This is a genomic window from Lysobacter enzymogenes, assembly GCF_900106525.1.
In the GTDB taxonomy this organism is placed as follows: domain Bacteria; phylum Pseudomonadota; class Gammaproteobacteria; order Xanthomonadales; family Xanthomonadaceae; genus Lysobacter; species Lysobacter enzymogenes.
Genome location: NZ_FNOG01000009.1, coordinates 182,392 through 206,307, shown reverse-complemented (window position 1 = coordinate 206,307; position 23,916 = coordinate 182,392). Strand labels below are relative to the sequence as shown.

The following is a 23,916-nucleotide window of genomic DNA, read 5'->3' as shown; positions in this document are numbered from 1 at the left end:
GCGATGAAGTCGGCGCGGCCGCGGCTACACTGGCCGGCCCGCATCGACGCCTTCATCGCCATGGACGCGCCTTCCCGCCTGCACGAGATCCACCCCATCGCCGAAGACAAGCGCCGCGCCGTGCTCGACGCGCTGGTCCGGATCGAGCGCGAGCACGACGTGCGCGTGGTCTACGCCTGCGAATCCGGCAGCCGCGGCTGGGGCTTTTCCTCGCCCGACAGCGACTACGACGCACGCTTCGTCTACGTGCACCGGCAGCCGTGGTATCTCAGCGTCAACGAGCGCACCGGGCCGGGCGAGCCGCAGCGCGACGTGATCGAGCTGCCGATCGAGGCCGACCTGGACGTGGCCGGCTGGGACCTGCGCAAGGCGCTGCGGCTGGTGTCCAAGTCCAATCCGACGCTGTTGGAGTGGCTGCGCTCGCCGATCGTGTACCGCCAGGACCCGGCGATGGCGGCCGAGCTGCACCGCCTGGCCGAGCGCTTCTATTCGCCGGTCGCGGCCTGGCACCACTATCTGAGCCTGGCGCGCGGCACCTTCCGCTCGCATTTGGGCGGCGACAGCATCCGCACCAAGAAATACCTGTACGTGCTGCGGCCGGTGCTGGCCTGCCAATGGATCGAACGCGAGGACAGCGCGCCGCCGATGGCGTTCGAGCTGCTGCTCGATCGCCTGCTGCCGGACGGCCCGGTACGCGAGGCGATCGAGGAATTGCTGGTGCGCAAGCGCCGCAGCGCCGAGGTCGAGGCCGGGCCGCGGGTGCCGGCGCTGAGCGATTTCCTCGCCGCACAGCTGGAGCGGATGCAGGCGCAGCCGCCGCAATTGAAGCCGGGGCAAGGGCGCGGCGACGAGCTCGACGAGTTCTTCCGCGCGGCGCTGCAGCAGGACGGGTAATCCCGCCCGAAGCCCTTGTAGGAGCGGCGCGAGCCGCGACCAACCGCAGCGACGCACGAAAGCGTTTTGCCCGAAGCCCGGGCAATCGGCCGGCTTGTCCCGCGGGCACAGGCGCAGCTTCGGAGGCTGGCGTGGTATTTCGTCGCTGCGGTTGGTCGCGGCTCGCGCCGCTCCTACAGGGGGAAACCAAGCCTCGCGGAATTCAGTTCGACAACGGCAAGGTCTGCTGCAACGGCTCGATCGTGCCTTCGCCGCGCATCACCTTCTTGTATTCCTTGCGCGAGACCGAGATGTAGCGCTCGTTGCCGCCGATCTCCACCTGCGGGCCGTCGTGCACGGCGCGGCCGGATTCGTCCACGCGCACGGTCATGGTCGCTTTCTTGCCGCTGTGGCAGATGGTCTTGATCTCGGTCAGCTCGTCCGCCCAGGCCAGCAGGTACTGGCTGCCTTCGAACAGCTCGCCGCGGAAATCCGTGCGCAGGCCGTAGCACAGCACGGGGATGCGCAGCTCGTCGACCACTTCGCTGAGCTGCCAGACCTGGGCACGGCTGAGGAACTGGGCCTCGTCGACCAGCACGCAATGCAGCGCGCCGTGCGCGGCGATGTCGGCGCGGATCAGCGCCTCCAGGTCCTGGTCGCGCTCGAAGGCCTGGCCGTCTGCGCGCAGGCCGATGCGCGAGGCGACCACGCCGGTGCCGGCGCGGTGGTCCAGGCGCGGGGTCAGGATCGCGGTGCGCATGCCGCGTTCGCGGTAGTTGTGCGCCGACTGCAGCAGGGTCGTGGTCTTGCCGGCGTTCATCGCCGAATAATAGAAATAGAGCTTGGCCATGCCGCCAGTTTAGAGCGACAGGCCGCGCCGCTACAGACTTGACGGCCGCCGCGCGCTCTTGCGCAGGCGCCGGCCGCGGCGCGCTCAGGGCGTGCCGTTCAGGGTTTCCGGCAGGCCGACATCGACGCTGCCGGCGCTTTGCCAGATCGCGTCTTCCACCGCCCAGTAGCGGTGCGCGTCCAGGCGCCACTGCGCGTACATCGGGCGCAGGTCGATCGAATCGCCGCCGTCGAACAGCGAGCCGCCGCCGAGCGGGGCGCTGACCTGGACCCGGTCGACGCTGGTGCCGGTGCGGCTGCCGGTGACCTGCGCGCGCGCCCGCGCCAGCGCGCGCTCGAAGCGCGGTTTGGCCGCGGCGTCGCCGTACTGGTCGTACAAGGCGCGGCCCTCGCGCAGCGCGCGCTCGCGCTCGGCTTCGCTCAGTTCCAGCCACATCTTCTCGCGCAGCAGCAGGAACTGCGGGTAGCGGCGCTCGGCGGCGAGATCGGCCCAGGCGTAGGCCAGGGCGCGGTCGGCGGGCTGGCCCAGGCCGTGCCAATAGATCAGGCTCAGGCGGTGCTGCGAATACTTGTCGGCGTAACGCGCGGCGCGGCGGAACTGGTCGGCGGCGGCGCGCCACTCGCCCTTGCTGGCGGCTTCGGCGCCGTACAGGCGGTAGAGCTCGTTGGGATGGGTGGCGGCGATGCGGCGGCGGGTCTCGAACTCGCGCAGGTTGGTGCGGTCGGTCTCGGCCGTGGCCTGCTGTTCCGGCGTCGGCGCGGCGGGCGCCGCGGCTGCGGGTGGCGCCGCCGACGCCGCGGCCGGCGCCAGCGCGGCGAGCGCGGCCCAGGGGGCGATCCACAGGGCGAAACGTCGTTGCACGGCCGTCTCCGGCGGCCCGGCGGCGGGCCCGCAGGCGCCCAGCCTACCCCAGCCGCGCCGCCGCGGGCACGGCGGTTAGACTATCCGGCCAGTCCGGCCCCCGCCGGCGATGCGGCGTCCCATGCACGGTCTCAATCCCCCCCAACGCGCCGCCGTCCTGAACACCGACGGCCCCTTGCTCGTGCTCGCCGGCGCGGGCAGCGGCAAGACCCGCGTGATCGTGGAGAAGATCGCCCATCTGATCGCCTCCGGCCGCATGCCGGCCAAGCGCATCGCCGCGATCACCTTCACCAACAAGTCGGCCAAGGAAATGCGCGAGCGCGTGGCCAAGCGCATCCGCGGCGACGCGGCCGACGGCCTGACCATCTGCACCTTCCACGCGCTTGGGCTGAAGTTCCTGCAGATCGAGCACGCCAAGCTCGGTCTGCGCCGCGGTTTCAGCGTGTTCGACAGCGACGACAGCAACGCCCAGATCAAGGACCTGCTGCCGGCCGGGACCAAGCCGGACGTGCTCGACGACATGCGCAACCTGATCTCGCGCGCCAAGAACGCCGGCCTGTCGCCGGAGCAGGCGCTGGCCGAATCGCGCAGCCCGCGCGAGATCGAGGCGGCCACGCTGTACGAGCTCTACCAAAAGCGCCTGAGCACGTTCAACGCGGTCGATTTCGACGACCTGATCCGGCTGCCGGTGCAGTTGCTGGAATCCGATCAGGACGTGCAGCTGGCCTGGCGCGAGCGCATCGGCTACCTGCTGGTGGACGAGTGCCAGGACACCAACGACGCCCAGTACCGTTTGCTCAAAGGTCTGGCCGGGCCGCGCGGCTTGTTCACCTGCGTGGGCGACGACGACCAGTCGATCTACGCCTGGCGCGGCGCCAATCCGGACAACCTGCTGGAGCTGGGCAAGGACTATCCCACGCTCGAGATCGTCAAGCTCGAACAGAACTACCGCTGCAGCAACCGGGTGCTGCGCGCGGCGAATGCGCTGATCGCCAACAACCCGCACGAGCATCCCAAGACCCTGTGGAGCGATCAGGCCGACGGCGAGCGCATCCGGGTGTGGGAATGCCGCGACAGCGCGCACGAGGCCGAGAAGGTCGCCGCCGAGATCCACTTCCAGCAGCAGAAGCACAACGCGCCGTGGAGCGACTTCTGCATCCTGTTCCGCGGCAACCACCAAAGCCGCGCGCTGGAAAAAGCGCTGCAGCTGCTGCGCGTGCCGTATCACCTCAGCGGCGGCACCGCGTTCCTGGAGCGCGGCGAGGTCAAGGACGCCCTGGCCTGGCTGCGGCTGGTGGCCAATCCCGACGACGATGCGGCGTTCCTGCGCTCGGTCACCGCGCCCAAGCGCGAAGTCGGCGCGACTTCGCTGGCCAAGCTGGCCGAGATGGCGCGCCACGCGCAGCTGCCGATGTCGCGCATGGCCGAGTCGATCCACGCGATCAAGCAGCTCACCCCGCGCGCCGGCAACGCGCTCGACGGCTTCGTCAACATCGTGCGCTTCCTGCGCGACGAGGCCCAGCGCATCAGCCCGGGCGAACTGGTCGGCGTGCTGGCCGAACGCAGCGGCCTGCTCGCCTCGATCCGCGCCCAGTGCAAGGACGAAGCCAGCTATCAGCGGCGCAAGGAGAATCTGGCCGAACTGTCGGGCTGGTTCGACGGCGGCCGCGGCTCCGGCCCGGGCGAACTGGCCGCGCAGCTGGCGCTGCTGTCGCATGCCGACAAGGGCGAGGCCGGCAACCAGGTGCGGCTGATGAGCCTGCACGCGGCCAAGGGCCTGGAGTTCCGCTTCGTGTTCATCGTCGGCGTCGAGGACGGCAACCTGCCGCACGACGCCAGCCTCGACGAAGGCCGCCTGGACGAAGAACGGCGGCTCATGTACGTGGGCATCACCCGGGCCAAGGAGCAGCTGTACCTGTCGCATTCGCGCGAGACCCAGCGCTGGGGCGAGCGCATCCGGCTCAAGCCCAGCCGCTTCATCGACGAACTGCCGGCGGGCGAATTGCAGCGCGACGGCGCCGATCCGGTCGCCGACGCCGAGCGCAAGCGCGAGCGTTCGCTGGCTGGCTTCGCGGCGATCAAGGCCTTGCTCGAAGAGGGCTGAGGCGAGGGCTGCGCGTCGGTGCGGTCCGCGGTCCGCAGCGATGCGCGCCGCGGCGCTGCGACGGGCCGGACGCGCGTAGTTTCGCCATTGCGAACGCGTCGGCGGATTTTTGCCCGCGCCGTCACATCCGGCGCCGCCGCGCCACGCGACCGCGTCGCGCGAAACCGCTAGGCTGGCGTCCGAATCCCCCGAAGGGCCCCCGCCCATGCCCCTGCTGATCAACGCCTATTCCACGCTGGCCGCGCCGCTGCCGCCGCCGTTCCTGGCCCAGCCGCCGGCGCGCCGCGACCGCAACGATCCCGAGCTGGTGCCGCATCTGCAAGGCTTCGTCGGCTACGTGATGAGCACCGTCGCCGACGGTATGGACGCGCGCACCTTCGGCGTGCTGCGGCATCTGCAACGGGTGCAGACCCAGTTTTCCTTCGAAGTCGAAGAGCGCGACTACGACGCGCTGGCGGCCTGGGGCGAGAGCGCCAACGTGCTGTGCTTCCTGCCCGACGGCAGCGTGCGCGACGCCGCCGGCAACGTGCTGGTGAGCCGCGGCGAGCCGCCGGTGGAAGCCGACGCCGCGCTGCCGTACCCGGCCGACGCGCGCGAACGCAAACAGCGCAGCGAGGCCGAACTGCGCCAGCTCGGCGCCGCGCCGCCGGCGCATCTGCCGCCGGTGCTCGGCGCCGGCGAAGTGCGCCTGCGCGAGGCGCAGGAAACCATGCGCCGCATGCTGGCGCTGTGCGCGGTGGCGGTGCGCGCCGAATCGCTGAGTTCGCAGCCGCTGTCGGTGGAAGAAATCCGCGCCAAGCTCGGCCCCGGCGTGGCCGCGCTGACGCCGGCCGAACAGGCCTTCATCGCCGCCGACCAACCCGACGAAGAAACCTGGGCCAACCAGGGCTGGCGCTACGAAAGCGCGGCGCTGCTGCAATGGGCGCTGGGCCTGAGCGACATCCTGCCGTCACCGACCGCGATCTGCGACGCGGCGCGTGTCGCACGCACCGCCATCGACCACGCCGACGACACCGCCATCGCCGAGGCGCGCCTGCGCCCGCTGCCGGAACTGCTCGACGCGCTCGACTCGGTCTATCGCCGCCACTGGCTGGTGCGGCAGGCGCGCCTGGACGACCAGCCTGCGCCTATCGGTTTGCATCCCAGCGTCGTCTACGAGCGCCATTACGCGCTCAACTGGCTGCTGCGTTTCGATGAGCAGGATTGGGATGAGGTGGGTACGCCGACGTGAGCGGCACGGACGCCGGCGGCCCGCCGCGCCGCGGCGGCTTTCTGCATTTTCGTTAAAGCCCTGTCGCCGGCGGCTGGGCATACTCGGCGCATGAACCCGATACTGCGCCCCGCCACCGCGGCCGACTACCCGGCCGTGCTCGCCCTCAACCTCGAAGCCGAAGCGCTGATGAGCCCGATGGACGAGCCGCGCCTGGCGATGCTCGACCGCCAGAGCGCGTACCACCGCGTCGTATGCGACGGCGACGCGGTGATCGCGTTCCTGATCGCGCTGGACCAGGCCGCCGATTACGACAGTCCCAATTACCGGTGGTATCGCCAGCGCTACCCGCGCTTTCTCTACATCGACCGCATCGCCGTCGCCGCCAGCCACCGCGCGCGCAAACTCGGCGGCCTGCTCTACGCCGACTTGTTCGCGTTCGCGCGCGAACGCGGCTTCGACTCGGTCGCGGCCGAGTTCTACATCGAACCGTTCAACGAAGCCTCCAGCCGCTTCCACGCGCGACATGGCTTCGCCGAGGTGGGTACGCAGTGGGTGGCGGACGGGAAGAAGCGGGTGTCGCTGCAGATCGCGCCGGTAACGACGCAGTAGGCGGCGATCAGGATTGCGCGCGCGCGGAGCCGGCTTGCCGCTCGCCTTGCCGCTGTTGTTCGACGTCTCTTTCCTGCGCCTGCTTCTGCGCTTGCTCTTGATCGAACTGCTGCGCGCCGCGCAGCGTGTCCTGCATCGACGGCGCCGGTTGCGCCAGGTTCACGCCGGTGTGGAAGCCGGGAACGGCGCGATCCATCCACAACGTGCCGTCCACGACGCCGGCCGGCCTGAGGCTGTCGGCGTCGGGAATGCCGTTGCGCTTGGCCGCCAGCATCGCTGCCGCGACCTGCTCGTCGGTCACGGTGTCGGACACATGGGCGCGGATCTTCGTCATCATCGCTTGGTCGTTGCGCGAGAAATGCGATGAGTCGACGGGAAACTCGGCGGCATCGGGTCTGGTGGCAGCGCGCAGTTCGGTATGGCCCGACAGGTTGGGCTGCGCTGGCTCCGGAGCCGGAGTCCGCTGTAGATCCCTGCCCAACACCTCTTCGCGCGCCTGCAGGATGTCTTGCGTGCTGGTGACGGCGACCAGACGATTCACCCCGTCCGCACCGCGCTGATAATGGGCGATGGGGCTGTCGGCGCCGTACGCGCCGTGGCTGCGCTGGAGTTGCAGCGCGCCCGGCCCGTCGATCCCGTGCGCTTCGCGCGTGCGCTGCACCGCCAGTTGGATCGCCTCCTGCCACTGCGGCGTGAGCTCGGTCTTCTCGCCCGTGATCCGGTACTGATGCAGAAGCTCGTTTTGTTGCCGCTGTTCCGCGCTGGGCGCGGGTCTGGCGTCGAGTTCGGCGACGCGCGCATGCAATCGTTCCAGGGACGGTTCGCGGGCCGTCCGCGTCAGTTCCAGCTCCAGCGCCAGATTGTCCACCGCGATGTGCTGGCCGCTGGCCCAATCCCCGTGCGCATCGCGCCGATAGACCAGCCCGTCGGAGCCGGTGAGTTGGTCGGATCTCGGCAGCGCGGCCTGCACCGCCGCCGGCACGGGCACGAAGTCGCGCGATCGCTGCGCGGCGTAGTTCTCCAGGTAGACGGCGGCGACGGCTTCGCGCCCGCCGGCGATGTTGTGCTCGATCCGCGCGACCGCTTCCCGGTTCAACTCCATCGCGCGTTCCGGCGACGCGGTCTGCTGTTCATAGATGCCGCGGTCGTTGGCGCCGGTCACGCCGGTCTTCACCTGACGCTGCCATTGCTCGGTTTCCGGGTTCCGTCGCCAGTTCTGATTGTCCAAGCCCATGCGGTCGTCCGGACGGGCCGGAATGTCGAACGGATCCTGCGGCTTCGGCGCCTTGCCCAACGCCAGTTCCACCGCGGTGACGCTGGCGCGGGCGCCCAGCTCGCGCGCCTTCTCGTAACCCGCGCCCAACGGGCCCTCGATCGGGTTGTCGCGTCCATCGGCGGTCTTGTCGATCAAACCGTCGTGGACCCAGTTGTTGCCGTTGAACGCCCAGGCCACGCCCTGCCTGTCGGTCTGGTGAGTGATGTCGCGGTTTTCCTTCAGGTCGACGGCTTTGTCGAAGGCCTTGCTCATCAGCATCGCATCGGCCATCACCACCGCGACCGGCACATAGCCCGAGGTGCCGACCAACGCCGCCGCGCTGGCGCCGCCCACCCAGCCGCCGACATTGCGCGCCGCCGCGTGCGTGGCCTCCGAGCGCGCGGCGGTGGGATTGTCCTGTTCCAACAAATCTGCGGCGCGCTGCGCGCTCGCGGCGAGATCGGCGCCGGTGGTCAGCAAGCCGCCGGAGCGGATGAGCGTGTTTCTGGGTATCTCGCCGATCAGCAACTGCATCGAGGCGGCCCCGCGCTGCCCGGGTGGGGCGCGCAAGGAGGCTTCGCCTTCGGCGAGTTCGGGGAGGCCGGATAGCGCGGGGTCGAATGCGCGCAGGCGGGGGCTGTCCTGGAAAACCTGGTTGGCCAGGTAGCTTTTTACGTGCTGCTGGTACTCGACGTCGGTGATCAACCCGTCGCGGAAGGTTTGATCCAGTAGTTCGGCGGTGGTTCTCGTCTGCAAGTCCGGTAGGTCGCGCTGCAACTGGCGCCGGATCTGCGGAGAAGCGAAGTGCCGGTCGTCGGACCAGATGACGGTGCTGCGGCCTTCGGCTTGTTCGCGGTAGGCGATTTCGAGGAGGGAGCGTTCGCCTGCGTTTTTGGCTAGCCTTGCTTGTTCGGCGGGATCGAGCGTGGCGCTCAATTGCTGTGCAATCTCTGGCGTCTCAAGAATCTGCATGTCTCGATCAGCGATATATTGTCCAAGCTCATGTCTGAGAGGACCTTTCGCGATCTCGGTCGCGACCGTTCTGGAGATGGCCGGTTGGAGACGATTTGCGTCTGCAAATTCCAGATATGTGTCGAGCAACTGAGGCCCACCCGCTCGATAGGCGTAGATCAAACTATTGGCGTCGGCCAGAAAGTAGTTCGCCATGTCGATGCTCCCTGGTCAGATCAAGTGCGAATCGACGTAGTCGCGGAATTTGACGAATAGGCCGGTGACGTCAGATTCATCCATGTCAGGCATCCAGCTCAGCATCAAGCGGCGAACTTCCCATGCCAGTACTGCATCTATCTCGTTGAATTCCTTTTCTTGTCGGAGGAATTCCATATGGTCTTCCGGGCGCTTTTCACGGAAGTACTGCGCGAAAGCGATCACTTCATCGTCCCGCCACTTCCTCAACCGGGCTTGCTGCTCTTTCGCTATCTTGTGTCTGGATGTCATCGATTCGAATATTTCCTCGCTAGTCGCCAGCTTCTTCCCGGGGTTTGTGATCACCCGAGTGATTCTGGCTTTGAGGCTTTCGTCCTCGAGTGCATCGATCTTGGCTTGAAGTTCAGGGCTTATGGGCATGGCATGGATCTCTGAGATCGGTATTCTTCATTTCGGATCACAACAGGCGATGGCGATCAGGCTCTAAATATTCAGAAGCAGCGGGTTCGCGATCATTCGATTTCTCTTTGTGCGGCCAGCTGAGATCTGGCGTAGCGGCGAAATTTTCGGAACAGACCTCTGCGGTCGGAAGAGTCCAAATTCGGAATCCACTTCGATATGAGTTGGCGAACTAGCAAAGCGAGCCCGGGTTCGATCTCATTGAACTCGTGTTGCTGTCGTAGGAATTCCGCAAAATCGTTTGGTTGACTTTCTCGGAAGTACTGCGCGAACGCGATCACTTCGTCGCCCTTCCATTTCCTCTGCCGGGCCTGCTGTTCTTCGGACATTAGGTGGCTAGACATCATCGAGTCGAAAATCTCCTCGTCGGTCCCCTGTCTCTTACCAGGCCCGTGAGTACATAAAGAATCCTGGCTCTGAGGTCTTCGTCTTCGAGTTCATCTATTTTTTCAGTTCAGGGATGATGGGCATGGCTTAGCTCTGTGAAGTCGGCAGGTTTCACATCAGATCACAGTTGACGGCTGGCTGAAGTGGGTTCGCGATCATCAATTGCGTTCGATGCTGCCGCCTGAGACTTGGAGTAGTCGCGAAACTTACTGAACAGTCCGCTGCAGTCACGCAAGTCCAAGCCCGGCATCCACTCCAAAATGAGCTGGCGAACTCCCCAGGCGAGCCCGGACTCAATCTCATTGAACTCGTGTTCTTGTCTCAGGAACTCAGCGTAGTCTTCTGGTTTTCTTTCCTTGAAGTAGGCGGAAAACGCGGCGACCTCGTCTTCGCGCCATTTCCTCAATCGGGCCTGCTGTTGTGTGGCCATCTCGTAGCCGGAAATCATGGTTTCGTAAATGGCTTCGTCACTCGCGCGTTTCTTTCCCGGCCCTGTCAGTACGTCGATGATTTCGGCTTTGAGCCTCTCGTCTTCGAGTGCGTCGATCTTGGCTTGAAGTTCAGGGTCGATGGACATGGCTATGCCGCTCTGCAGTTGCTCATGTTCAAGGGAGCGCTTTTGCGTTCGGACTCTACATTCCGGAACGTGTCTGAAGCCGCTGGAAGTCGTGAGGGAAGGTCGCCCTCTGCGTCGTATGGCGCAACGCCCTTCATGGGGACGGCTTCGCCTTCCGAGCGTCGAATGCGATGAGTGCATGCACTGTCCATGTCGGGCCTGTGTAAGCAACTTCGCCAATCATCTAATGTGGCGAGAACTTGAGAACGTCCGCTGACGCACGTCCTTATAGAGGTGGCCATGCGCCAATACCTATATCGGATCGGCGCAATAGGCTTGTGAGCGACAGGGTGAACTCCCGAATCAGCGCGAGTCAAGCCCGCTCATCCTGCGCATGCGGTTTATGCGCACGAAAGAAATCACGCTTATTGCTCGAAGCCACAAAGCTGCCATGATCGAAACAGAATCGAGGCATCCCAGAATCAAATGATCTCGTCCAACCATCCAGTTCCGCGGGCTTTCTTATGATGCCGACCCTCGCCCGCGTCGGCCTGCACTTGCGCCCCATCGCCATGGCCGACGCGCCGGCCTGGTTCGCCTATCTGTCGTTGCCCGGCGCGGTCGAACACACCAGTTGGGCGCTGGACGGCATCGAGGTGTTGTATCCGCAGATCGCCGCGTCCAATCCGTTCCAACGAGATGCGCCGGCGTTGTTCGCCATCGTCGACGATCTCGACGAACTGGTCGGCACGGTCGGTTTCCACACCGTGCTCGACGAGCCGCGCGGCGGCGAGATCGCCTACAACCTGCATCCGGCGCATTGGGGTCGCGGCATCGCCAGCGAGGCTTGCGCGGCGGTGGCGCGTTGGGGCATCCAGGACCGCGGGTATCGGCGGGTGGATGCATATGCGCTGGACAGCAATCTGGCCAGCCAGCGCGTGCTCGACAAGTGCGGGTTCCGGCGCGTGCGCCTGGAACCGGGGCTGCGCGCGGTGCGCGGGGCGTCGCGCGATTTCTGGCTGTACCGGCGCGAGGCTTGAGCGCGCGCTTGCCAGCGGCGCCGCCGCGGCCGATGATCCGGCCACTTCATTGGATGAGGGCAAGGATCATGCGTCGGTTTGCTGCTGCGACTGTGTTGGGCCTGTGTTTTGCCGCCGCCGCGCATGCCGGCGAGCGCCCCGAGTTTCTGAGCTCGCCCGATCCGGCCGCGGCCAAGCTGCCGTTCTCCGAAGCGGTGCGCAGCGGCGACTTGTTGTTCCTGTCGGGCCAGATCGGCACCGTGCCGGGTGCCGACAACGCCTTGGCCAAAGGCGGGATCGGGCCGGAAGCCGAGCAGACATTGAGCAACATCCGCAGCGTGCTCGAGCGCCACGGCGCGTCGATGCGCGACGTGGTCAAGTGCACGGTGTTCCTGGCCGACATCGCCGATTGGCCGGCGTTCAACGAGGTCTACCGCAAGCGTTTCAGCGCGCCGTTCCCGGCGCGCAGCGCGCTGGCCGCTTCGGGCCTGGCGCTGGGCGCCAAGGTCGAGGTGGAGTGCATCGCGCAGGCGCCGCGCAAGACGGGCAAGGCGCGATGAGCCGACGGGTGGGGCCGTCGCAACGCGCGCGCGCGGCATGGGCGCGCGCGGCGAGTGTTTCGCTGGCGCTGTGGCTCGCGGCCGCGCCGTGCGCGCTGGCCGACGAACCCGAGGGATACACGCCGCCCGGCGCCAGTCTTTCGCAGCCGCGCGCGCATCCGGACTGGCCGTGCCTGGCCTCGCTGCTGCAGCAGATCGTCGACGACCAGGGCGCGGCCGGCCGCCATGTCCTGCACATCGGCCGCGTGGTCACCACCGCCGAGGACGGGAGTTCGTTCGTGCGCGTGTACTGGCCGCGGCAGCGCGCGATCCTGCTGGTGTCGTTGAACCGCGACGGCTGCGCCGATCCAGGCTACCGCCACGACTCGCTTGCGCTGGGTTGGTATCGGACCAAGGCGCGCATCGATCTCGATGAGGGTGTGCGCGCGACCGAGGCGGAGGTCAGCGGCAGCAGCTATCTGGTGACGCAGGCCTGGGCGGATGCGGTGATCGCCGAGTGCACGGCGAACGGCACCGAGCTGGCGCTGCGACGCGCGCGCCGGCGGCGTTCCGATGCGGACGCCGACGCGCTGTGACACAGGCTTCCTAACGCTCGACCAGCGATGCCTCCAGTACGTCGTGGCGCTGATCCATGCCGGTTTCCATCGCCAATTACGCCACGCCGCCGCGGATCTCGCGGCTGGCGGCGTCGAGCATTTCGAGGCGCCGGGCGATCGCCGGTTCGCTCACCGCGAACGTTCCGACCCGCCCGTTCATCGAGACATCGCCGAGCGCGAGCCGGGCCAGGATCGCGCGCCGGGTCGGGCCGGCCGGAGCGGCAGGATCGGCCCAAGCCGCTTCAATGAACGGCGCGGCATTCGACACGCTTTCGCGCCGCGGCCTAAACTCCCCGCCTTTCCTTCGGACCCTCAGCGCATGCGAATCCGCGCCCCTCTTACCGTCCTGGCCTGCGCGCTGGCGCTGGCCGCGTGCAAGCCGCAGCCGGGCCAGCCGGCCGCCGCCGCGCCTGCCGCCGATGCCGCCGATGCCGCCGCCCAGCCCGCCGCGCCGGCGCCCGCCGTCGCCAAGCCGAGCGGCGCCGACGACAACCTCAACGCCGTGCTGTGGATGCAGCGTTCGGTCGAATACCGCGCCAGCGCCGAGACCATCTATCGCGCCGCCGCCGACAAGCTCGACGCCGCGCTCAAGCAGCCCAACTGGGACGCGCTGGTGCCGGAGGAGCGCGGCAACGCCGCCAAGGGCCTCAAGCCGGCGGTGGTGATGGACGTCGACGAGACCGTGCTCGACAACTCGCCCTACCAGGCGCGCCTGGTGCGCGACGGCAAGGAATACGACGAAGTCACCTGGGACGCGTGGGTGGCGGAGAAGAAGGCCAAGCCGATCCCCGGCGTGGTCGAGTTCGCCAAGGCCGCGCAGGCCAAGGGCGTGACGATCATTTATCTGTCCAACCGCGCGGTGCACCTGAAGGACGCGACGCTGGCCAACCTGCGCAGCGTCGGTTTGCCGGTCGCCGACGACGAAGTGTTCCTCGGCCTGGGCACGGTGGTCGACGGCTGCGAGCAGAACGGCAGCGAGAAGAACTGCCGTCGCCTGTTGGCCGGCAAGAAGTACCGCGTGCTGATGCAGTTCGGCGATCAGCTCGGCGACTTCGTGCAGGTGGTGGCGAACACGCCGGAAGGCCGCGACGCGCTGTTGCAGCAGTACCACGATTGGTTCGGCGAGCGTTGGTGGATGCTGCCGAACCCGAGCTACGGCTCGTGGGAAGCGATGACCTTCAACAACGACTACAGCCAGTCGCGCGAGGCGCGGCGCGAGGCCAAGCGCCGCGCGCTGGATGTGGCGCCGTAAGGCGTCTCAGCTGCTTCGGCGACATTCTGTTTATTTAAATCAATAAGTTACATCGCAATACTTCAGGTATTGCATTAACTTGATCCCGGCGTTAGTCTGCTTGCATCCCGGCTGCGGCCGGGGCCATGCCACAACTCGTACTCTCCGGCGCAAGCCGGTTTTGAAGGAGGCCTCGCGCCTCCTTTTTCTTTTTTAGCGGCGATGTTTCGTCGGCTTCCTGTAGGAGCGGCGCGAGCCGCGACCGCGATACATCGCTTACGGCGAACGCTGGACAAAATATCGCCACGCGCAGACGCGGGGTTTTTGATTGCGCGTGCGGTTCACCGTATTGCGGATGGTCTCGTCGCAACGGAATTGGCGCGGTCGCGGCTTGCGCCGCTCCTACAGGTAGGCCGTGCGGCTGAGTCAGTAGATGACTGCTGGACAAAAAATCGCCACGCGCAGGCGAGGGGCTTTTGATTGCTCGTGCGGTTCGCGGTGTTGCGGATGGTTTCGTCGCAACGGCATTGGCGCGGTCGCGGCTTGCGCCGCTCCTACAGGTAGGCCATGCGGGGGCGTCAGTAGGTGACGGTCACGATGACGGTGTCGCTGTAGCTGCCGGGCGTCGCCACTTGCGGCGCTACGCGGCCGTACACGGTTTGCGATTGCGCTGTGCCCGTGCCGGTGCCGGCGACCGTGTCGGTGCCCAGGGTCGTGCCCCAGCGTTGGCTGCGGCCGCTGTCGCGGTACAGCTCGTAGGGCACGAACTGGCCGCCGGGGCCGATCATGCGCCGGATCGTGCCGCTGGCGTTGAGGCCGTTGCCGATGCCGAGTTGCCAGGCGGTGCGGCCGGTGCAGGTCAGGCTGATCGCGGTGGTGCGGTCGACGTTGCTGAGGATGCGGCCCGGCACGCTGCCGAAGGCGAGGTCGGGCACCGGCTTGGGGCTCAGCGTGCAGGTGTTGGGCACCGAGCCGGAGACGGTGAATGGGAACGTGCTCGCCGTGCCGGTGCTGCCGCCGCTGATGCACGAGGCCGGCATCGGCGGGGTGCCCAGCAATGCTTCGGCGAACTGGAATTCGATCTTGGTGTCGGCTGCGCCGGTGAAGCGGTTGGCGTAGCTGCCGGCATTGAGCGCGGTCTGCGCGGGGATGCGGCCGTACAGCGTCGCGGTGAGGGTCTGGCTGCCGCCGAGCAGCGGCACGTCGTAGTCGAACTGCAGCGGCAGGAAGTTGGGTACGGTGGCGTTGCCGCGCGCGCCCCAGATCTGGCTGCGCGCGCCGTCGGTGTACAGCTGCATCTGCAGCGGGTCGGAGAAGCCGTTGATCATGCGCCGCGGCGCCAGCGTGCCGCCGCCGTCGGTGCCGCTGAAGATGCTCACGCACATGTTGACCCGCGCCTTGGCCAGCAACGACAGCGCGCCGGTGGTGCAGGTGACGGTGAGGGTGGCGGTGGCGTCGGTGACCGCGCCGGTGGTCGCGGCGAAGGTCAGGTTGGTCATGCTCGCCGTGCACGAGGTCGCCGCCTGCGCCGGCGCGCACAAAGCCAGCGCGGCGAGCAGCGCCAGCAGGCCGCGCAGCAGCGCAAGGCGCGCGTTCATCGCGCCGCCTCGCGCGCGCAGGTCAGCGGGCCGATCCGGGCGATGCCTTGTGCGTCGGCGGGGTAGTCGAAGCGCACGACGCATTCGCCCTCCGCTGCGTTCACCCGCAGCTCGTTGCGTTCGAGCAGTTTTTCCAGATACGTCTCGCCGTCGTAGCCGACCGTCGCGCGCTCGCCGTTGCCGCTGAGCACGGCGCTGCCCAGCGGCAGCGGCGCGCCGGCGGCGTCGCGCAGGATCAGCACCGCGGCGCGGATCTTCTCGATCGAGAAGCGCACCACGGTGCCGGAGCGGTCGCGCGGCGTGGCCAGGGTTTCGACCCGGTCCAGGCGCGTGTCGGCCGGCAGTTCCATCGGGTCGATGCCGATGCGGTTGCGTTGCCAGGCGTTGAGCGGCGTCACCAGCAGCGCGCCGGAGGCGTCGGTGCGGCCGAACGGGCGGTTCTCCAGCAGCACCGGCACGCCGGGCACGCCGGTGGACACCACCGCGAACGCATCGCTGACGCTGCGCGCGGCGAAGCCGTGGCCGCCCATCCACACCAGCGCGCCGCTGGCGCTGGCGTAGCCGTAATCGCGCGAGCCTTGCCGCGCGTAGCCGAGGTTGAAGCGGCCCGCGTCGGTCAGCCACGCCGCTTCGGCCAGGCCGCCTTCCTCGCCGTCGCCGCCGCGCGCCTGCAGGCGCCAACCGAAACCGCCGTCGCCGGGCACCGGCCGGGTGAGTTCGATCGCGCCCTGGTCGAGCCCGCCGGCGCGCTGCGCCGACACGCTGAGCTGGGTGCCGGGGCGCGCCGGATCGGGCTGCAGGTTGAGGTTGAAGCCGAGATAGACGGTGCGGTCGCGGCTGCGCTCGAGGTTCTGGTTGTACGACAGGCTCAGCGCGGCGCGGGTACCGAGGTTGCGGCTCCAGGTCGCGCCGGCGTAGCGCGCCGGCGCTTGCCCGCGATAGAGCAGGCGCACGTAGCTCAGGCCGAGGCTGCCGATGCGCGCGTCGCTCCAGCCGACCGTCGCGCGTTCGCTGACCCGCGGCGCGCCCAGGCCGTAGCGCGAGGCGAGGTCGTGGTAATCGCCGTGGGTGCGCTGGGTGTCGGCGGTGAAGTTGAAGCGGCCGTTGCTCCAGTTGTAGCTGGCGGTGTATTGCCAGCCGGCATCGGCGCCGTCGCGGCCGTGGCTCAGCGAGGCGCCGAACACGCCGGCCTGGCCGAGCAGCCAGGCCGCGCCGGCGCCGGCGTTGACCACGCCGTCGCCGCCTTCGCCGTGGGCCTGAACGGTCAGGCGGTCGCTGACGCCGTAACGCAGATCGGCGCTGAGCAGGGGGTCGTGGCCGTAATCGAACGAACGCAGCGCGTAGCTTTCGCGCGCCACGCCCAGGCTCACCGACCAGTCCGACAGGCCTTTGGCCAACAGTTGCTGCGCGGCGTAGAACGGGAAGTCGATGGTGCGCACGCGGCCGAACGCATCGGTGACCACCAACTGCGCGCTGCCGGCGCCGGTGATGCCGGGCACGGTGGTGAGCTGGAACGGGCCCGGCGCGACGTCGCCGCTGTATTGGCGCAGGCCGTTGACGTACAGATCCACCGCCGAAGGCACCGCGACTTCGCCGACCAGCGTGGGCAGCGGCGTGGTGATGCGATACGGCTGCAGGCCGAAGTCGCGGCCGAAGCGCACGCCGCCCAGGCGCAGCGGGCGGGTCCAGTCGAGTTGGCCGCTGATCACGTCGCCGACGGCGACGGCGAACATCGATTCGGGTTTCGACCAGCGCCAGCTGGTGTCCAGGCGGACCGAATCGGTGCGCCGCGGCGCGCCGTCGTCGCGGTAGTGGCGGATCACCCCGGTCTGGCTGAAGACGCCGTCGCCGAAGCCGAACGCGCGCGCCTCGAAGAACGCGGTGGCGTTGTCGCTGCGGTCGTCGCGGCTGGCGTAGAGGTCGTAGTTGAGCAGCAGGCCGGGCGAGGCGGTGGCGCGCGGCACGTCGGCGCCGGGCGCGTTGAGGCGGCTGACTTGCAGGTCCAGCAGCGACAGCGGCGCGTCGATGGCCGCGCGCTGTTGCGCCGGGTCGAAGCGCACGCTCACCCCGGGCAGTGCATCGGGCGCGAGGATGTCGCCGCTGTCGCGATCGGTCAGGGCGAAGCCGATCGCGCGCAAGGTGGCGACGCTGGCGTAGAGCCGGCCGTCGCGCAGTTCGAACGGTTGCGGCGGGCCGTAGGCGGTCTGGTTGAGGCTGACTTCCAGGTACAGCGCCATGTTCGCCGCGCTGGCGGCGGCCGCGGCCGCATGCACGCCGGGCACGGCCGGCACCGTCGGCGGCCGTGGCGGTTCGGCCGCGCGGCCGAACTGCGACGCCAGGAGCAGGCCGGCCGGCATGGCTTCAGCGAGCCGGCGGGTCCAGCGCCAGCGCCTGCTCGGTGGGTTCGCCATTGATCCTCGCTTTGAGCTCGCCCGCGCCGTGCAGCGGTTCGGCCGCCGTCTGCAGCGGCCAGCGCATGCGCTGGCCGGCCAGGGCGTAGCCGAGCAGGCCGGGCGCGAGCGGGTGGCGCCGGCCTTGCGCGTCGACGAAAGCCACGTCGGCCAACTGCGCGCGGCGGTCGCCGCGGTTGTCCACCGCCAGCCACGGCCGCTCGCCTTCGAACTGGAACTGCGCGCGCAGCCGCGGCGCGCCGGACGCGCCGCCGGCCGGGGCCAGGAACACCGGCACCGAATAGCGCAGCACGAACTGCAGGCCCGGCGGCGCCGGCGTTTGCGCGGTCGGCAGTTCGTCGACGATCAGGCGGTAGGCGCCCTCGCGTTCGGGTGGGGCGCCGAGCCGGATCACCCGCACCAACTGGCGCGCGCCTGGGGCGAGTTCCAGCATCGGCGGGCTGATCGCCAGGCCCGGGTCGGGATCGAGCCGTTCCTGGCCGTCGGCCTGACTCCAGCGGAACACCCGCACCTGCGCGCGCAGCGTGGCCGGGCCGGTGTTGCTGAGCCACAGCGCGTCGGCCGGGCGATCGTGGGCCAGGGTCAGGCTGGTCGGGGTGACCTGCAGCCCGGCCGCGAGCGCCGGCGCGCTCGCGGCGGCCAGCGCTGCGCTCAGCGCGAGCCGGGCAACGGGACCGCGGACGATCTGTTCGCGCCGGTCGCCGCCCATCGCGCGGGCGGTCAGTAGGTGATCGTGGCGATCACCACGTCATTGTAAGTACCAGCGGGAAAGTTGGTGCTGGGCGTGCGCCCGTACACCGGCACGTTGACCGCCGCGCCGGTGCCGCTGCCGGCCAGCACGTTGCCGCCGGCGCCGGTGGTGCTGCCCCACACGTCGGTGGGGCCGCGCGCGGCGGCGCGGTAGAGCTGGTACGGCACCAGGTTGGCGCCGTTGGCCATCTTGCGGCTGTTCACGTCGGTGCCGTTCTGGCCGTTGTCCAGGGCGATGGTGTAGGCCGTGCCCGGGGTGCAGTTGACGGTCAGCTGGCCTTGCTGGTCGACGTTGGTGGCGCTGGAGGACACGCTGCCGAAGTTCACCGGCAGCGGCGCGGTGGTGTGGATGTCGCAGACGCTGGTGATGGTGATGGTGACGTTGAGGTTGGCGGTGTCGCTGGCCGCGAACGCCGGGCTCGCGGCGGCCAGGGCCAGGGCGGCGAAGCAGGCGCTGCGCAACAGCGGGCGGCGCGACGTGGAACGCATCGACGGGAATCGCATGGTTCGTTCTCCTGCGCTTGAAGCGCGGTGGTCGGGCGAGCTTTTACTGCCGGTTTTGCCCGTTTAGAACGCATAAAACATGCCAGCGCGGGCACCTTAGCCATGCCTGCGCAGGGCAGGGGTGATGCCCTTCACGAGATCGGGCTGCGCACCTGTTCAGCCGCATATTTGAGATATTCATCACAAAATACGAGTGACGTGTTGAGTCTTCACGTATCGACCTTTGCCGTCGCTTACTGTGCGTTCGCGTCGTAAGCGTGAGCGTGCGTGAGCCCGCGCTTGTGCCGCGCCGGGGGCGAGGCCAAGATGCCGGTCCGCGGATGCGCTCCGCGCCAGAGCCTTCGTCCGCATGTCTCTTGTTCGACGCGCCAGCGCTGCCGTGCTGACGACCGCCGTGCTGTTGGCGGCGGCCGGCTGCGGCCCGGAACCGGCTCCGCCCGATGCGGTGCCGACCCTGCCGGCGCAGGCGGTGACCCAACTGGTCTCCGACCTGCGCCACAACGACCTGGCCGCCTACGCCCGCCACGCGGTGCCGCCGGAACTGCACCGGCGCCTGGAAACGGCCTGGGCGCAGGGCCGCACGGTGTGGCCGCTGACCGAGCTGCCGCTCGACGATCGCTTTCCTTCCTTCATCGCCGCGCTGGCCGAGCAGGACGCCGAACGCAAGCTGGTGGCGACCTACCGCCGCCAGTTCGCCGGCGCCGACGCCGAACTTCAATCGGCGGCCAAGACTTTGGGCCTGTTCGCCAGCCAGTACGTGCGCAGCGAGCCGGGCTACAGCGACACCGAGCGCGACCACCACGCGCAGCTGATCGAGGCGCTCAGCGGCTGGGCGCAGGCGGCGCCGCTCGGCGATTCGCGGCGCGCGCGCGAGGCGATTCCGCAGTTGGTCTCGGCCGCGCGCGCCACCGGCCTGGCCGCGCCGGACGCGTTCGCCAAGACCGGCATGGAGCGCAGCCTGCGCCGGCTCGGCCCGTTCGTGGAGCGGCTCAAGCAGGTGCTCGGCGATTACGGCCTGAACCTGGACGCAGCGCTGGACAGCGTCGACGCGACCCTGGACGTGCAGACCGGCGACACCGCCAAGGTGCGCATCCGCTATCAGGTCGGCGGCCAGCCGGTCGACGCGTATGTGCTGGTCGAACGCATCGACGGCCGCTGGTACCTCAGCGACGTGCTGCGCCACGCCCGCGCCGAGGCCGACGCGCCGGCCCAGGCGGCGCCGTCGGACACGATGGCGCAGCGGTTGGCGGCATTGGCCAAGGTGCAGGCGCGCGCGCCGGCGGCGGTGGCCAAGCCGGTGGCTGCGGCGCCCGTGGCGGCCCCGGCTGCGGCGAGCGCGGCGCCGACGACTCCGGCTGCGCCGGCAACTGCGGTCGAGCCGGCGCCCGATCTGGGTCCGCGCGGCGCGAACCCGCCCGGCCCGGACCAGAACGAACGCAAGCCGGCGCAGGCCGCGCCGAAGCCGGGCGCAGCCAAGCCCGTGGAGCCCAGGTCGGGTGCAGCCGCCCGGCCGTCGGCTCCGGCGCCGGCCACGGATACGCCCAAGCCGCGCTGAGCCGAACCCGGGGGCGAGCGGGCGAGCCCGCAGGTGGACGGCCGCCCTGACCCGATTGTGGGAGGGCCTTCAGGCCCGAGGCTTTCGTTTCCGGATCCAGTCGCGCCCGGCCGGAAAGCATCTCAAGCCAAGGCGATCGGGCAGGAAAGTGTCGGGCCTGAAGGCCCTCCCACAACAAAAGCCCTCCCACACCAAAGGCCCCGCCACCGCCAGCGCGCCGCGGCGGTCGCGGGCGTGTCGCGGTGACGCCCGCGTCACCGTCCGAGCCAGCCGGCGGTCCCGTCGCCGGCGAGCGGCATCGCGGTGCGCGGTCCCAGGCCCGGTCCCAGGCCGAATAGGCATAATGCCGGCAATGCCGAAACAGACGCCCCTGCCTTTCCCCGACGCCGCTCCGGCCGATGCCGCGCAGACGCCGGGCGACGCCGCGCCGGCTGCGACGGATCCCCGCGATCCCGCCGCCGCCACGGACCCTGGCAGGGCCGACGCAACTTCAGTCACATCGAACATGCCTCAAGCGTCCGTTCCCAATACTCCCGATCACCCCGGCCAGGGGCCTGCCCAAGGCGGCGACGCCGCTCATGAGCAAGCCGCAGGCGGCGATGCCATTGGCGCGCAGGCCGAAAGCGGCGATGCCGCTGCGAGCCAGGCCGAAGGCAGCGACCCCGCGCGCGCCGCGTCCGAGCCCGGCCCCGCCGATCGGCCGCCGACCGCCGCCGACCCGGCCGCCGAATACGACCCCGAGCAGGCCGAACTGCCGATGCCGGCGCCCGTCGCCGCGTCGGTGAGCGCCCCGGCCGCCGCGTCCGCCGCCGCGCCGCGGCCGTGGTGGGCGCGCCTGCTCGGCAAGCTGATGGCGCCGTGGGTGAGCGTGACCATCGAGCCCAAGAACCCCGAACAGCACGTCGCCGCCCCGCAGTGGCACGGCCGCCCGGTGTGCTACGTGCTAGAGGACTACGGCCTGTCCAACGCGCTGATCCTGGAGCGCGCCTGCCTGGAAAGCGGCCTGCCGTCGCCGCTGCAGCCGCTGCCGGGCGATCCGCTCGGGCGCAAGCGCGCCTACGTCGCGCTGTCGCGGCGCAACGCCGGCACCCTGGCGCCGGCCGGCCCGCCGTCGGCCAAGACCCACTCGGGCTCGCTGGCGCGCCTGCTCGACGCGCATCGCGTCGATCCGGGCCTGGACGTGCAACTGGTGCCGGTGTCGATCTTCGTCGGCCGCGCGCCGGACCGCACCAGCGGCTGGTTCTCGGTGCTGTTCTCGGAAAACTGGACCCTGGTCGGCCGCTTCCGCCGGCTGCTGGCGATCGCGCTCAACGGCCGCCACACCACGGTGCGGTTCTCCCCGCCCGTGTCGCTGCGCGGCATCGTCGACGAAGGGCTGGAACCCGAGCGCACCGTGCGCAAGCTCTCGCGCGTGCTGCGCACCCACTTCCGCCGCATCCGCGCGGCGGTGATCGGGCCCGACCTGTCGACCCGGCGCATGCTGATCGACCGCGTGCTCGCCAGCGACCCGGTCAAGGAAGCCATCGCCGACCAGGCCCGCCGCGACAGCAGCGACGTCGCCGAGGCGTGGAAGAAAGCGCATGCGATGGCCTACGAAATCGCCGCCGACTATTCCCACCCGGTGGTGCGTTCGGCCAGCTTCCTGCTCACCCCAGTGTGGAACCGCATCTACCGCGGCGTGCTGGTCCATCATCTGGACAAGCTCAAGCTCGAAGCGCCCGGCTTCGAAGTGGTCTACGTGCCCTGCCACCGCAGCCACCTCGATTACTTGCTGCTGAGCTATCTGCTCTACACCAAGGGCATCGTGCCGCCGCACATCGCCGCCGGCGTGAACCTCAATCTGCCGGTGGTCGGCACCATCCTGCGCAAGGGCGGCGCGTTCTTCCTGCGCCGCAGCATCCGCGGCAGCGCGCTGTATTCGGCGGTGTTCTCCGAGTACGTGGCGCAGCTGGTCGCCGGCGGCTATTCGATCGAATACTTCATCGAAGGCGGGCGCTCGCGCACCGGCCGGCTGCTGCCGCCCAAGGGCGGCATGATAGTGATGACCGTGCGCGGCTTCCTGCGCCAGCCGACCCGGCCGGTGCTGTTCCAGCCGGTGTACATCGGCTACGAAAAGCTGATGGAGGGCAACAGCTACCTCGACGAACTCTCCGGCAAGCCCAAGGAGAAGGAATCGATCTGGTCGCTGCTGTGGGGCATCCCCAAGGTGCTGCGCTCCAACTACGGCCAGGTGGTGGTGAACTTCGGCGAGCCGATCAAGCTCGGCGACATGCTCGCCGAGCACGCGCCGCAGTGGGACGGCCGGCCGCTGGAAGAGGACGACAAGCCGCAGTGGCTGTCCGACACGGTCGATGCGCTGGCGCAGCAGATCCAGGTCAACGTCAACCGCGCCGCCGACGTCAACCCGATCAACCTGCTGGCGCTGGCGCTGCTGTCCACGCCCAAGCACGCGATGGGCGAAGCCGACCTGCTCGCGCAGATCGCGCTGAGCAAGACCTTGCTGGCCGAACTGCCGTACTCCGACCGCGTCACCGTCACCCCGCACACGCCGCAGGAAATCGTCGCCCACGGCGAAGAGATCAACGTGCTCGAGCGCATCGCCCACCCGCTCGGCGACGTGCTCGGCGTGGACGAAGACAAGGCGGTGTTGCTGAGCTACTTCCGCAACAACGTGCTGCACCTGTTCACCGCCGCCTCGTGGATCGCCTGCTGCTTCCAGCACAACCGGCGCATGAGCCTGGCCGGCGTGCTGCGCCTGGGCCGCAGCGTGTACCCGTTCCTGCAGGCCGAGCTGTTCCTGCCGTGGGGCGAGGAGGAATTCGCCCAGCGCCTGTCGCGCACGGTCGATGTGTTCATCCGCGAAGGCCTGCTGGAAAAGGTCAGCGACGACGACGGCGGCATCCTCGCCCGCAACGCCGGCCAGACCGACGAAGTGTTCCGTCTGCGTGCCATCGGCCACTCGCTGCAACAGGCGTTCGAGCGTTACTACATCGCCATTTCGGTGCTGGTGAAGAACGGCCCGGGCACCTTGTCGGCATCGGAACTGGAAAGCCTGTGCCAGCTCGCCGCGCAGCGTCTGTCGTTGCTGTACGCGCCGGCCGCGCCGGAGTTCTTCGACAAGACCCTGTTCCGCGGCTTCATCCAGAAACTGCGCGAACTCAAGCTGGTGTGGCCGGACAGCGAGAACAAACTGGCCTTCGATCAGCGCCTGGATACGTGGGCGAAGGATGCGAAGGTCATCCTCGGACGCGAGCTGCGGCATACGATCGAGAAGATCAGTCCGGAGATGGCGGCCAAGCCGGCGGCGCCGGAGACGGCTGGCTGAGGCGTGTGCTGCGTTCGCAAAACGAGTGGCTGT

22 protein-coding genes are annotated in these 23,916 nt (G+C 68.9%); 11 read left to right on the top strand and 11 right to left on the bottom strand.

Annotated features, from left to right (window positions below):
• The first annotated feature begins 78 nt into the window (after nt 1-78).
• The gene (locus tag BLU84_RS21195; RefSeq protein ID WP_074872108.1) at nt 79-894 is read left to right on the top strand and encodes a nucleotidyltransferase domain-containing protein; all 816 of its coding nucleotides are present in this window, start codon (nt 79-81) and stop codon (nt 892-894) included.
• 202 nt (nt 895-1,096) lie between these two features.
• Here BLU84_RS21195 and BLU84_RS21190 read toward each other — a convergent pair whose 3' ends face one another.
• Entirely contained in the window at nt 1,097-1,723 is a 627-nt protein-coding gene (locus BLU84_RS21190) for a thymidine kinase (RefSeq protein WP_074871824.1), read from the bottom strand.
• Between the two features lie 84 nt (nt 1,724-1,807).
• Nucleotides 1,808-2,584: an SEL1-like repeat protein gene (locus tag BLU84_RS21185; RefSeq protein ID WP_074871822.1), complete on the bottom strand. Its 777-nt coding sequence runs from the start codon at nt 2,582-2,584 to the stop codon at nt 1,808-1,810.
• A 121-nt stretch (nt 2,585-2,705) separates the two neighbouring features.
• Here BLU84_RS21185 and BLU84_RS21180 point away from each other — a divergent pair, with 121 nt between their 5' ends.
• From BLU84_RS21180 to BLU84_RS21170, 3 genes are all read left to right on the top strand, one after another.
• The gene (locus BLU84_RS21180) at nt 2,706-4,688 is read left to right on the top strand and encodes a UvrD-helicase domain-containing protein (protein ID WP_074871820.1); all 1,983 of its coding nucleotides are present in this window, start codon (nt 2,706-2,708) and stop codon (nt 4,686-4,688) included.
• A 205-nt stretch (nt 4,689-4,893) separates the two neighbouring features.
• Nucleotides 4,894-5,919: a DUF4272 domain-containing protein gene (locus BLU84_RS21175; protein WP_074871818.1), complete on the top strand. Its 1,026-nt coding sequence runs from the start codon at nt 4,894-4,896 to the stop codon at nt 5,917-5,919.
• A 90-nt stretch (nt 5,920-6,009) separates the two neighbouring features.
• Nucleotides 6,010-6,510 (top strand): GNAT family N-acetyltransferase, encoded by a 501-nt coding sequence (locus tag BLU84_RS21170; protein WP_074871816.1) that lies wholly within the window; start codon nt 6,010-6,012, stop codon nt 6,508-6,510.
• Nucleotides 6,511-6,517: 7 nt separating this feature from the next.
• Here BLU84_RS21170 and BLU84_RS21165 read toward each other — a convergent pair whose 3' ends face one another.
• From BLU84_RS21165 to BLU84_RS21155, 4 genes are all read right to left on the bottom strand, one after another.
• A complete protein-coding gene (locus BLU84_RS21165) occupies nt 6,518-8,932 on the bottom strand; it encodes a hypothetical protein (protein ID WP_139175166.1) in 2,415 nt (804 codons plus the stop codon).
• A gap of 15 nt (nt 8,933-8,947) precedes the next feature.
• Entirely contained in the window at nt 8,948-9,352 is a 405-nt protein-coding gene (locus BLU84_RS21160) for a hypothetical protein (protein ID WP_074871811.1), read from the bottom strand.
• Between the two features lie 92 nt (nt 9,353-9,444).
• The gene (locus BLU84_RS27600) at nt 9,445-9,720 is read right to left on the bottom strand and encodes a hypothetical protein (protein WP_139175165.1); all 276 of its coding nucleotides are present in this window, start codon (nt 9,718-9,720) and stop codon (nt 9,445-9,447) included.
• Between the two features lie 179 nt (nt 9,721-9,899).
• Nucleotides 9,900-10,355, bottom strand: a complete 456-nt coding sequence (locus BLU84_RS21155) for a hypothetical protein (protein WP_074871809.1) — start codon at nt 10,353-10,355, stop codon at nt 9,900-9,902.
• Between the two features lie 506 nt (nt 10,356-10,861).
• On the opposite strand from BLU84_RS21155, the gene BLU84_RS21150 reads away from it, so the two are divergent.
• The 3 genes from BLU84_RS21150 (at nt 10,862) to BLU84_RS21140 (ending at nt 12,488) form a co-directional block, all read left to right on the top strand.
• On the top strand, nt 10,862-11,374 hold the full coding sequence (locus BLU84_RS21150; RefSeq protein ID WP_170849219.1) for a GNAT family N-acetyltransferase: 513 nt from the start codon (nt 10,862-10,864) through the stop codon (nt 11,372-11,374).
• A gap of 68 nt (nt 11,375-11,442) precedes the next feature.
• The gene (locus BLU84_RS21145; RefSeq protein WP_083382979.1) at nt 11,443-11,913 is read left to right on the top strand and encodes a RidA family protein; all 471 of its coding nucleotides are present in this window, start codon (nt 11,443-11,445) and stop codon (nt 11,911-11,913) included.
• Nucleotides 11,910-12,488, top strand: coding sequence for a hypothetical protein (locus BLU84_RS21140; RefSeq protein ID WP_074871804.1), 579 nt, complete (start codon nt 11,910-11,912; stop codon nt 12,486-12,488). The genes BLU84_RS21145 and BLU84_RS21140 overlap by 4 nt, the downstream gene beginning before the upstream one ends.
• A gap of 76 nt (nt 12,489-12,564) precedes the next feature.
• On the opposite strand, the gene BLU84_RS21135 is transcribed toward BLU84_RS21140, so the two are convergent.
• On the bottom strand, nt 12,565-12,777 hold the full coding sequence (locus BLU84_RS21135) for a hypothetical protein (RefSeq protein ID WP_074871801.1): 213 nt from the start codon (nt 12,775-12,777) through the stop codon (nt 12,565-12,567).
• A 51-nt stretch (nt 12,778-12,828) separates the two neighbouring features.
• Between BLU84_RS21135 and BLU84_RS21130 the strand changes: the two genes are divergently transcribed.
• Nucleotides 12,829-13,761, top strand: coding sequence for a 5'-nucleotidase, lipoprotein e(P4) family (locus BLU84_RS21130; RefSeq protein ID WP_074871798.1), 933 nt, complete (start codon nt 12,829-12,831; stop codon nt 13,759-13,761).
• Between the two features lie 557 nt (nt 13,762-14,318).
• Here the strand turns inward: BLU84_RS21130 and BLU84_RS21125 are convergent.
• Genes BLU84_RS21125 through BLU84_RS21110 form a run of 4 tightly spaced genes read right to left on the bottom strand, consistent with a single transcriptional unit; the run spans nt 14,319 to nt 19,003 of the window.
• On the bottom strand, nt 14,319-15,338 hold the full coding sequence (locus BLU84_RS21125) for a Csu type fimbrial protein (protein WP_074871796.1): 1,020 nt from the start codon (nt 15,336-15,338) through the stop codon (nt 14,319-14,321).
• The gene (locus tag BLU84_RS21120; protein WP_139175164.1) at nt 15,335-17,695 is read right to left on the bottom strand and encodes a fimbria/pilus outer membrane usher protein; all 2,361 of its coding nucleotides are present in this window, start codon (nt 17,693-17,695) and stop codon (nt 15,335-15,337) included. The genes BLU84_RS21125 and BLU84_RS21120 overlap by 4 nt, the downstream gene beginning before the upstream one ends.
• A 4-nt stretch (nt 17,696-17,699) precedes the next feature.
• A complete protein-coding gene (locus BLU84_RS21115) occupies nt 17,700-18,458 on the bottom strand; it encodes a fimbrial biogenesis chaperone (protein ID WP_139175163.1) in 759 nt (252 codons plus the stop codon).
• Nucleotides 18,459-18,469: 11 nt separating this feature from the next.
• Nucleotides 18,470-19,003: a Csu type fimbrial protein gene (locus BLU84_RS21110; protein WP_233431197.1), complete on the bottom strand. Its 534-nt coding sequence runs from the start codon at nt 19,001-19,003 to the stop codon at nt 18,470-18,472.
• A gap of 379 nt (nt 19,004-19,382) precedes the next feature.
• Here BLU84_RS21110 and BLU84_RS21105 point away from each other — a divergent pair, with 379 nt between their 5' ends.
• The 3 genes from BLU84_RS21105 to plsB all read left to right on the top strand — a co-directional run bounded on the left by BLU84_RS21105 (nt 19,383) and on the right by plsB (nt 23,883).
• Nucleotides 19,383-20,558, top strand: coding sequence for a hypothetical protein (locus BLU84_RS21105; protein WP_074871792.1), 1,176 nt, complete (start codon nt 19,383-19,385; stop codon nt 20,556-20,558).
• Between the two features lie 33 nt (nt 20,559-20,591).
• Nucleotides 20,592-20,804, top strand: a complete 213-nt coding sequence (locus BLU84_RS29035) for a DUF6053 domain-containing protein (protein WP_484502535.1) — start codon at nt 20,592-20,594, stop codon at nt 20,802-20,804.
• A 511-nt stretch (nt 20,805-21,315) separates the two neighbouring features.
• On the top strand, nt 21,316-23,883 hold the full coding sequence (gene plsB / locus BLU84_RS21100; RefSeq protein ID WP_083383004.1) for a glycerol-3-phosphate 1-O-acyltransferase PlsB: 2,568 nt from the start codon (nt 21,316-21,318) through the stop codon (nt 23,881-23,883).
• The last annotated feature ends 33 nt before the right edge of the window (nt 23,884-23,916 follow it).

Excerpts from the sequence above, each read along its gene's own strand:
- BLU84_RS21190 (WP_074871824.1), bottom strand. The coding sequence starts at position 1,723 with ATGGCCAAGCTCTATTTCTATTATTCGGCGATGAACGCCGGCAAGACC.
- BLU84_RS21180 (WP_074871820.1), top strand. The coding sequence starts at position 2,706 with ATGCACGGTCTCAATCCCCCCCAACGCGCCGCCGTCCTGAACACCGAC.
- BLU84_RS21175 (WP_074871818.1), top strand. The coding sequence starts at position 4,894 with ATGCCCCTGCTGATCAACGCCTATTCCACGCTGGCCGCGCCGCTGCCG.
- BLU84_RS21170 (WP_074871816.1), top strand. The coding sequence starts at position 6,010 with ATGAACCCGATACTGCGCCCCGCCACCGCGGCCGACTACCCGGCCGTG.
- BLU84_RS21165 (WP_139175166.1), bottom strand. The coding sequence starts at position 8,932 with ATGGCGAACTACTTTCTGGCCGACGCCAATAGTTTGATCTACGCCTAT.
- BLU84_RS21160 (WP_074871811.1), bottom strand. The coding sequence starts at position 9,352 with ATGCCCATAAGCCCTGAACTTCAAGCCAAGATCGATGCACTCGAGGAC.
- BLU84_RS27600 (WP_139175165.1), bottom strand. The coding sequence starts at position 9,720 with ATGTCCGAAGAACAGCAGGCCCGGCAGAGGAAATGGAAGGGCGACGAA.
- BLU84_RS21155 (WP_074871809.1), bottom strand. The coding sequence starts at position 10,355 with ATGTCCATCGACCCTGAACTTCAAGCCAAGATCGACGCACTCGAAGAC.
- BLU84_RS21150 (WP_170849219.1), top strand. The coding sequence starts at position 10,862 with ATGCCGACCCTCGCCCGCGTCGGCCTGCACTTGCGCCCCATCGCCATG.
- BLU84_RS21145 (WP_083382979.1), top strand. The coding sequence starts at position 11,443 with ATGCGTCGGTTTGCTGCTGCGACTGTGTTGGGCCTGTGTTTTGCCGCC.
- BLU84_RS21140 (WP_074871804.1), top strand. The coding sequence starts at position 11,910 with ATGAGCCGACGGGTGGGGCCGTCGCAACGCGCGCGCGCGGCATGGGCG.
- BLU84_RS21130 (WP_074871798.1), top strand. The coding sequence starts at position 12,829 with ATGCGAATCCGCGCCCCTCTTACCGTCCTGGCCTGCGCGCTGGCGCTG.
- BLU84_RS21125 (WP_074871796.1), bottom strand. The coding sequence starts at position 15,338 with ATGAACGCGCGCCTTGCGCTGCTGCGCGGCCTGCTGGCGCTGCTCGCC.
- BLU84_RS21120 (WP_139175164.1), bottom strand. The coding sequence starts at position 17,695 with ATGCCGGCCGGCCTGCTCCTGGCGTCGCAGTTCGGCCGCGCGGCCGAA.
- BLU84_RS21115 (WP_139175163.1), bottom strand. The coding sequence starts at position 18,458 with ATGGGCGGCGACCGGCGCGAACAGATCGTCCGCGGTCCCGTTGCCCGG.
- BLU84_RS21110 (WP_233431197.1), bottom strand. The coding sequence starts at position 19,003 with ATGCGATTCCCGTCGATGCGTTCCACGTCGCGCCGCCCGCTGTTGCGC.
- plsB (WP_083383004.1), top strand. The coding sequence starts at position 21,316 with ATGCCGGCGCCCGTCGCCGCGTCGGTGAGCGCCCCGGCCGCCGCGTCC.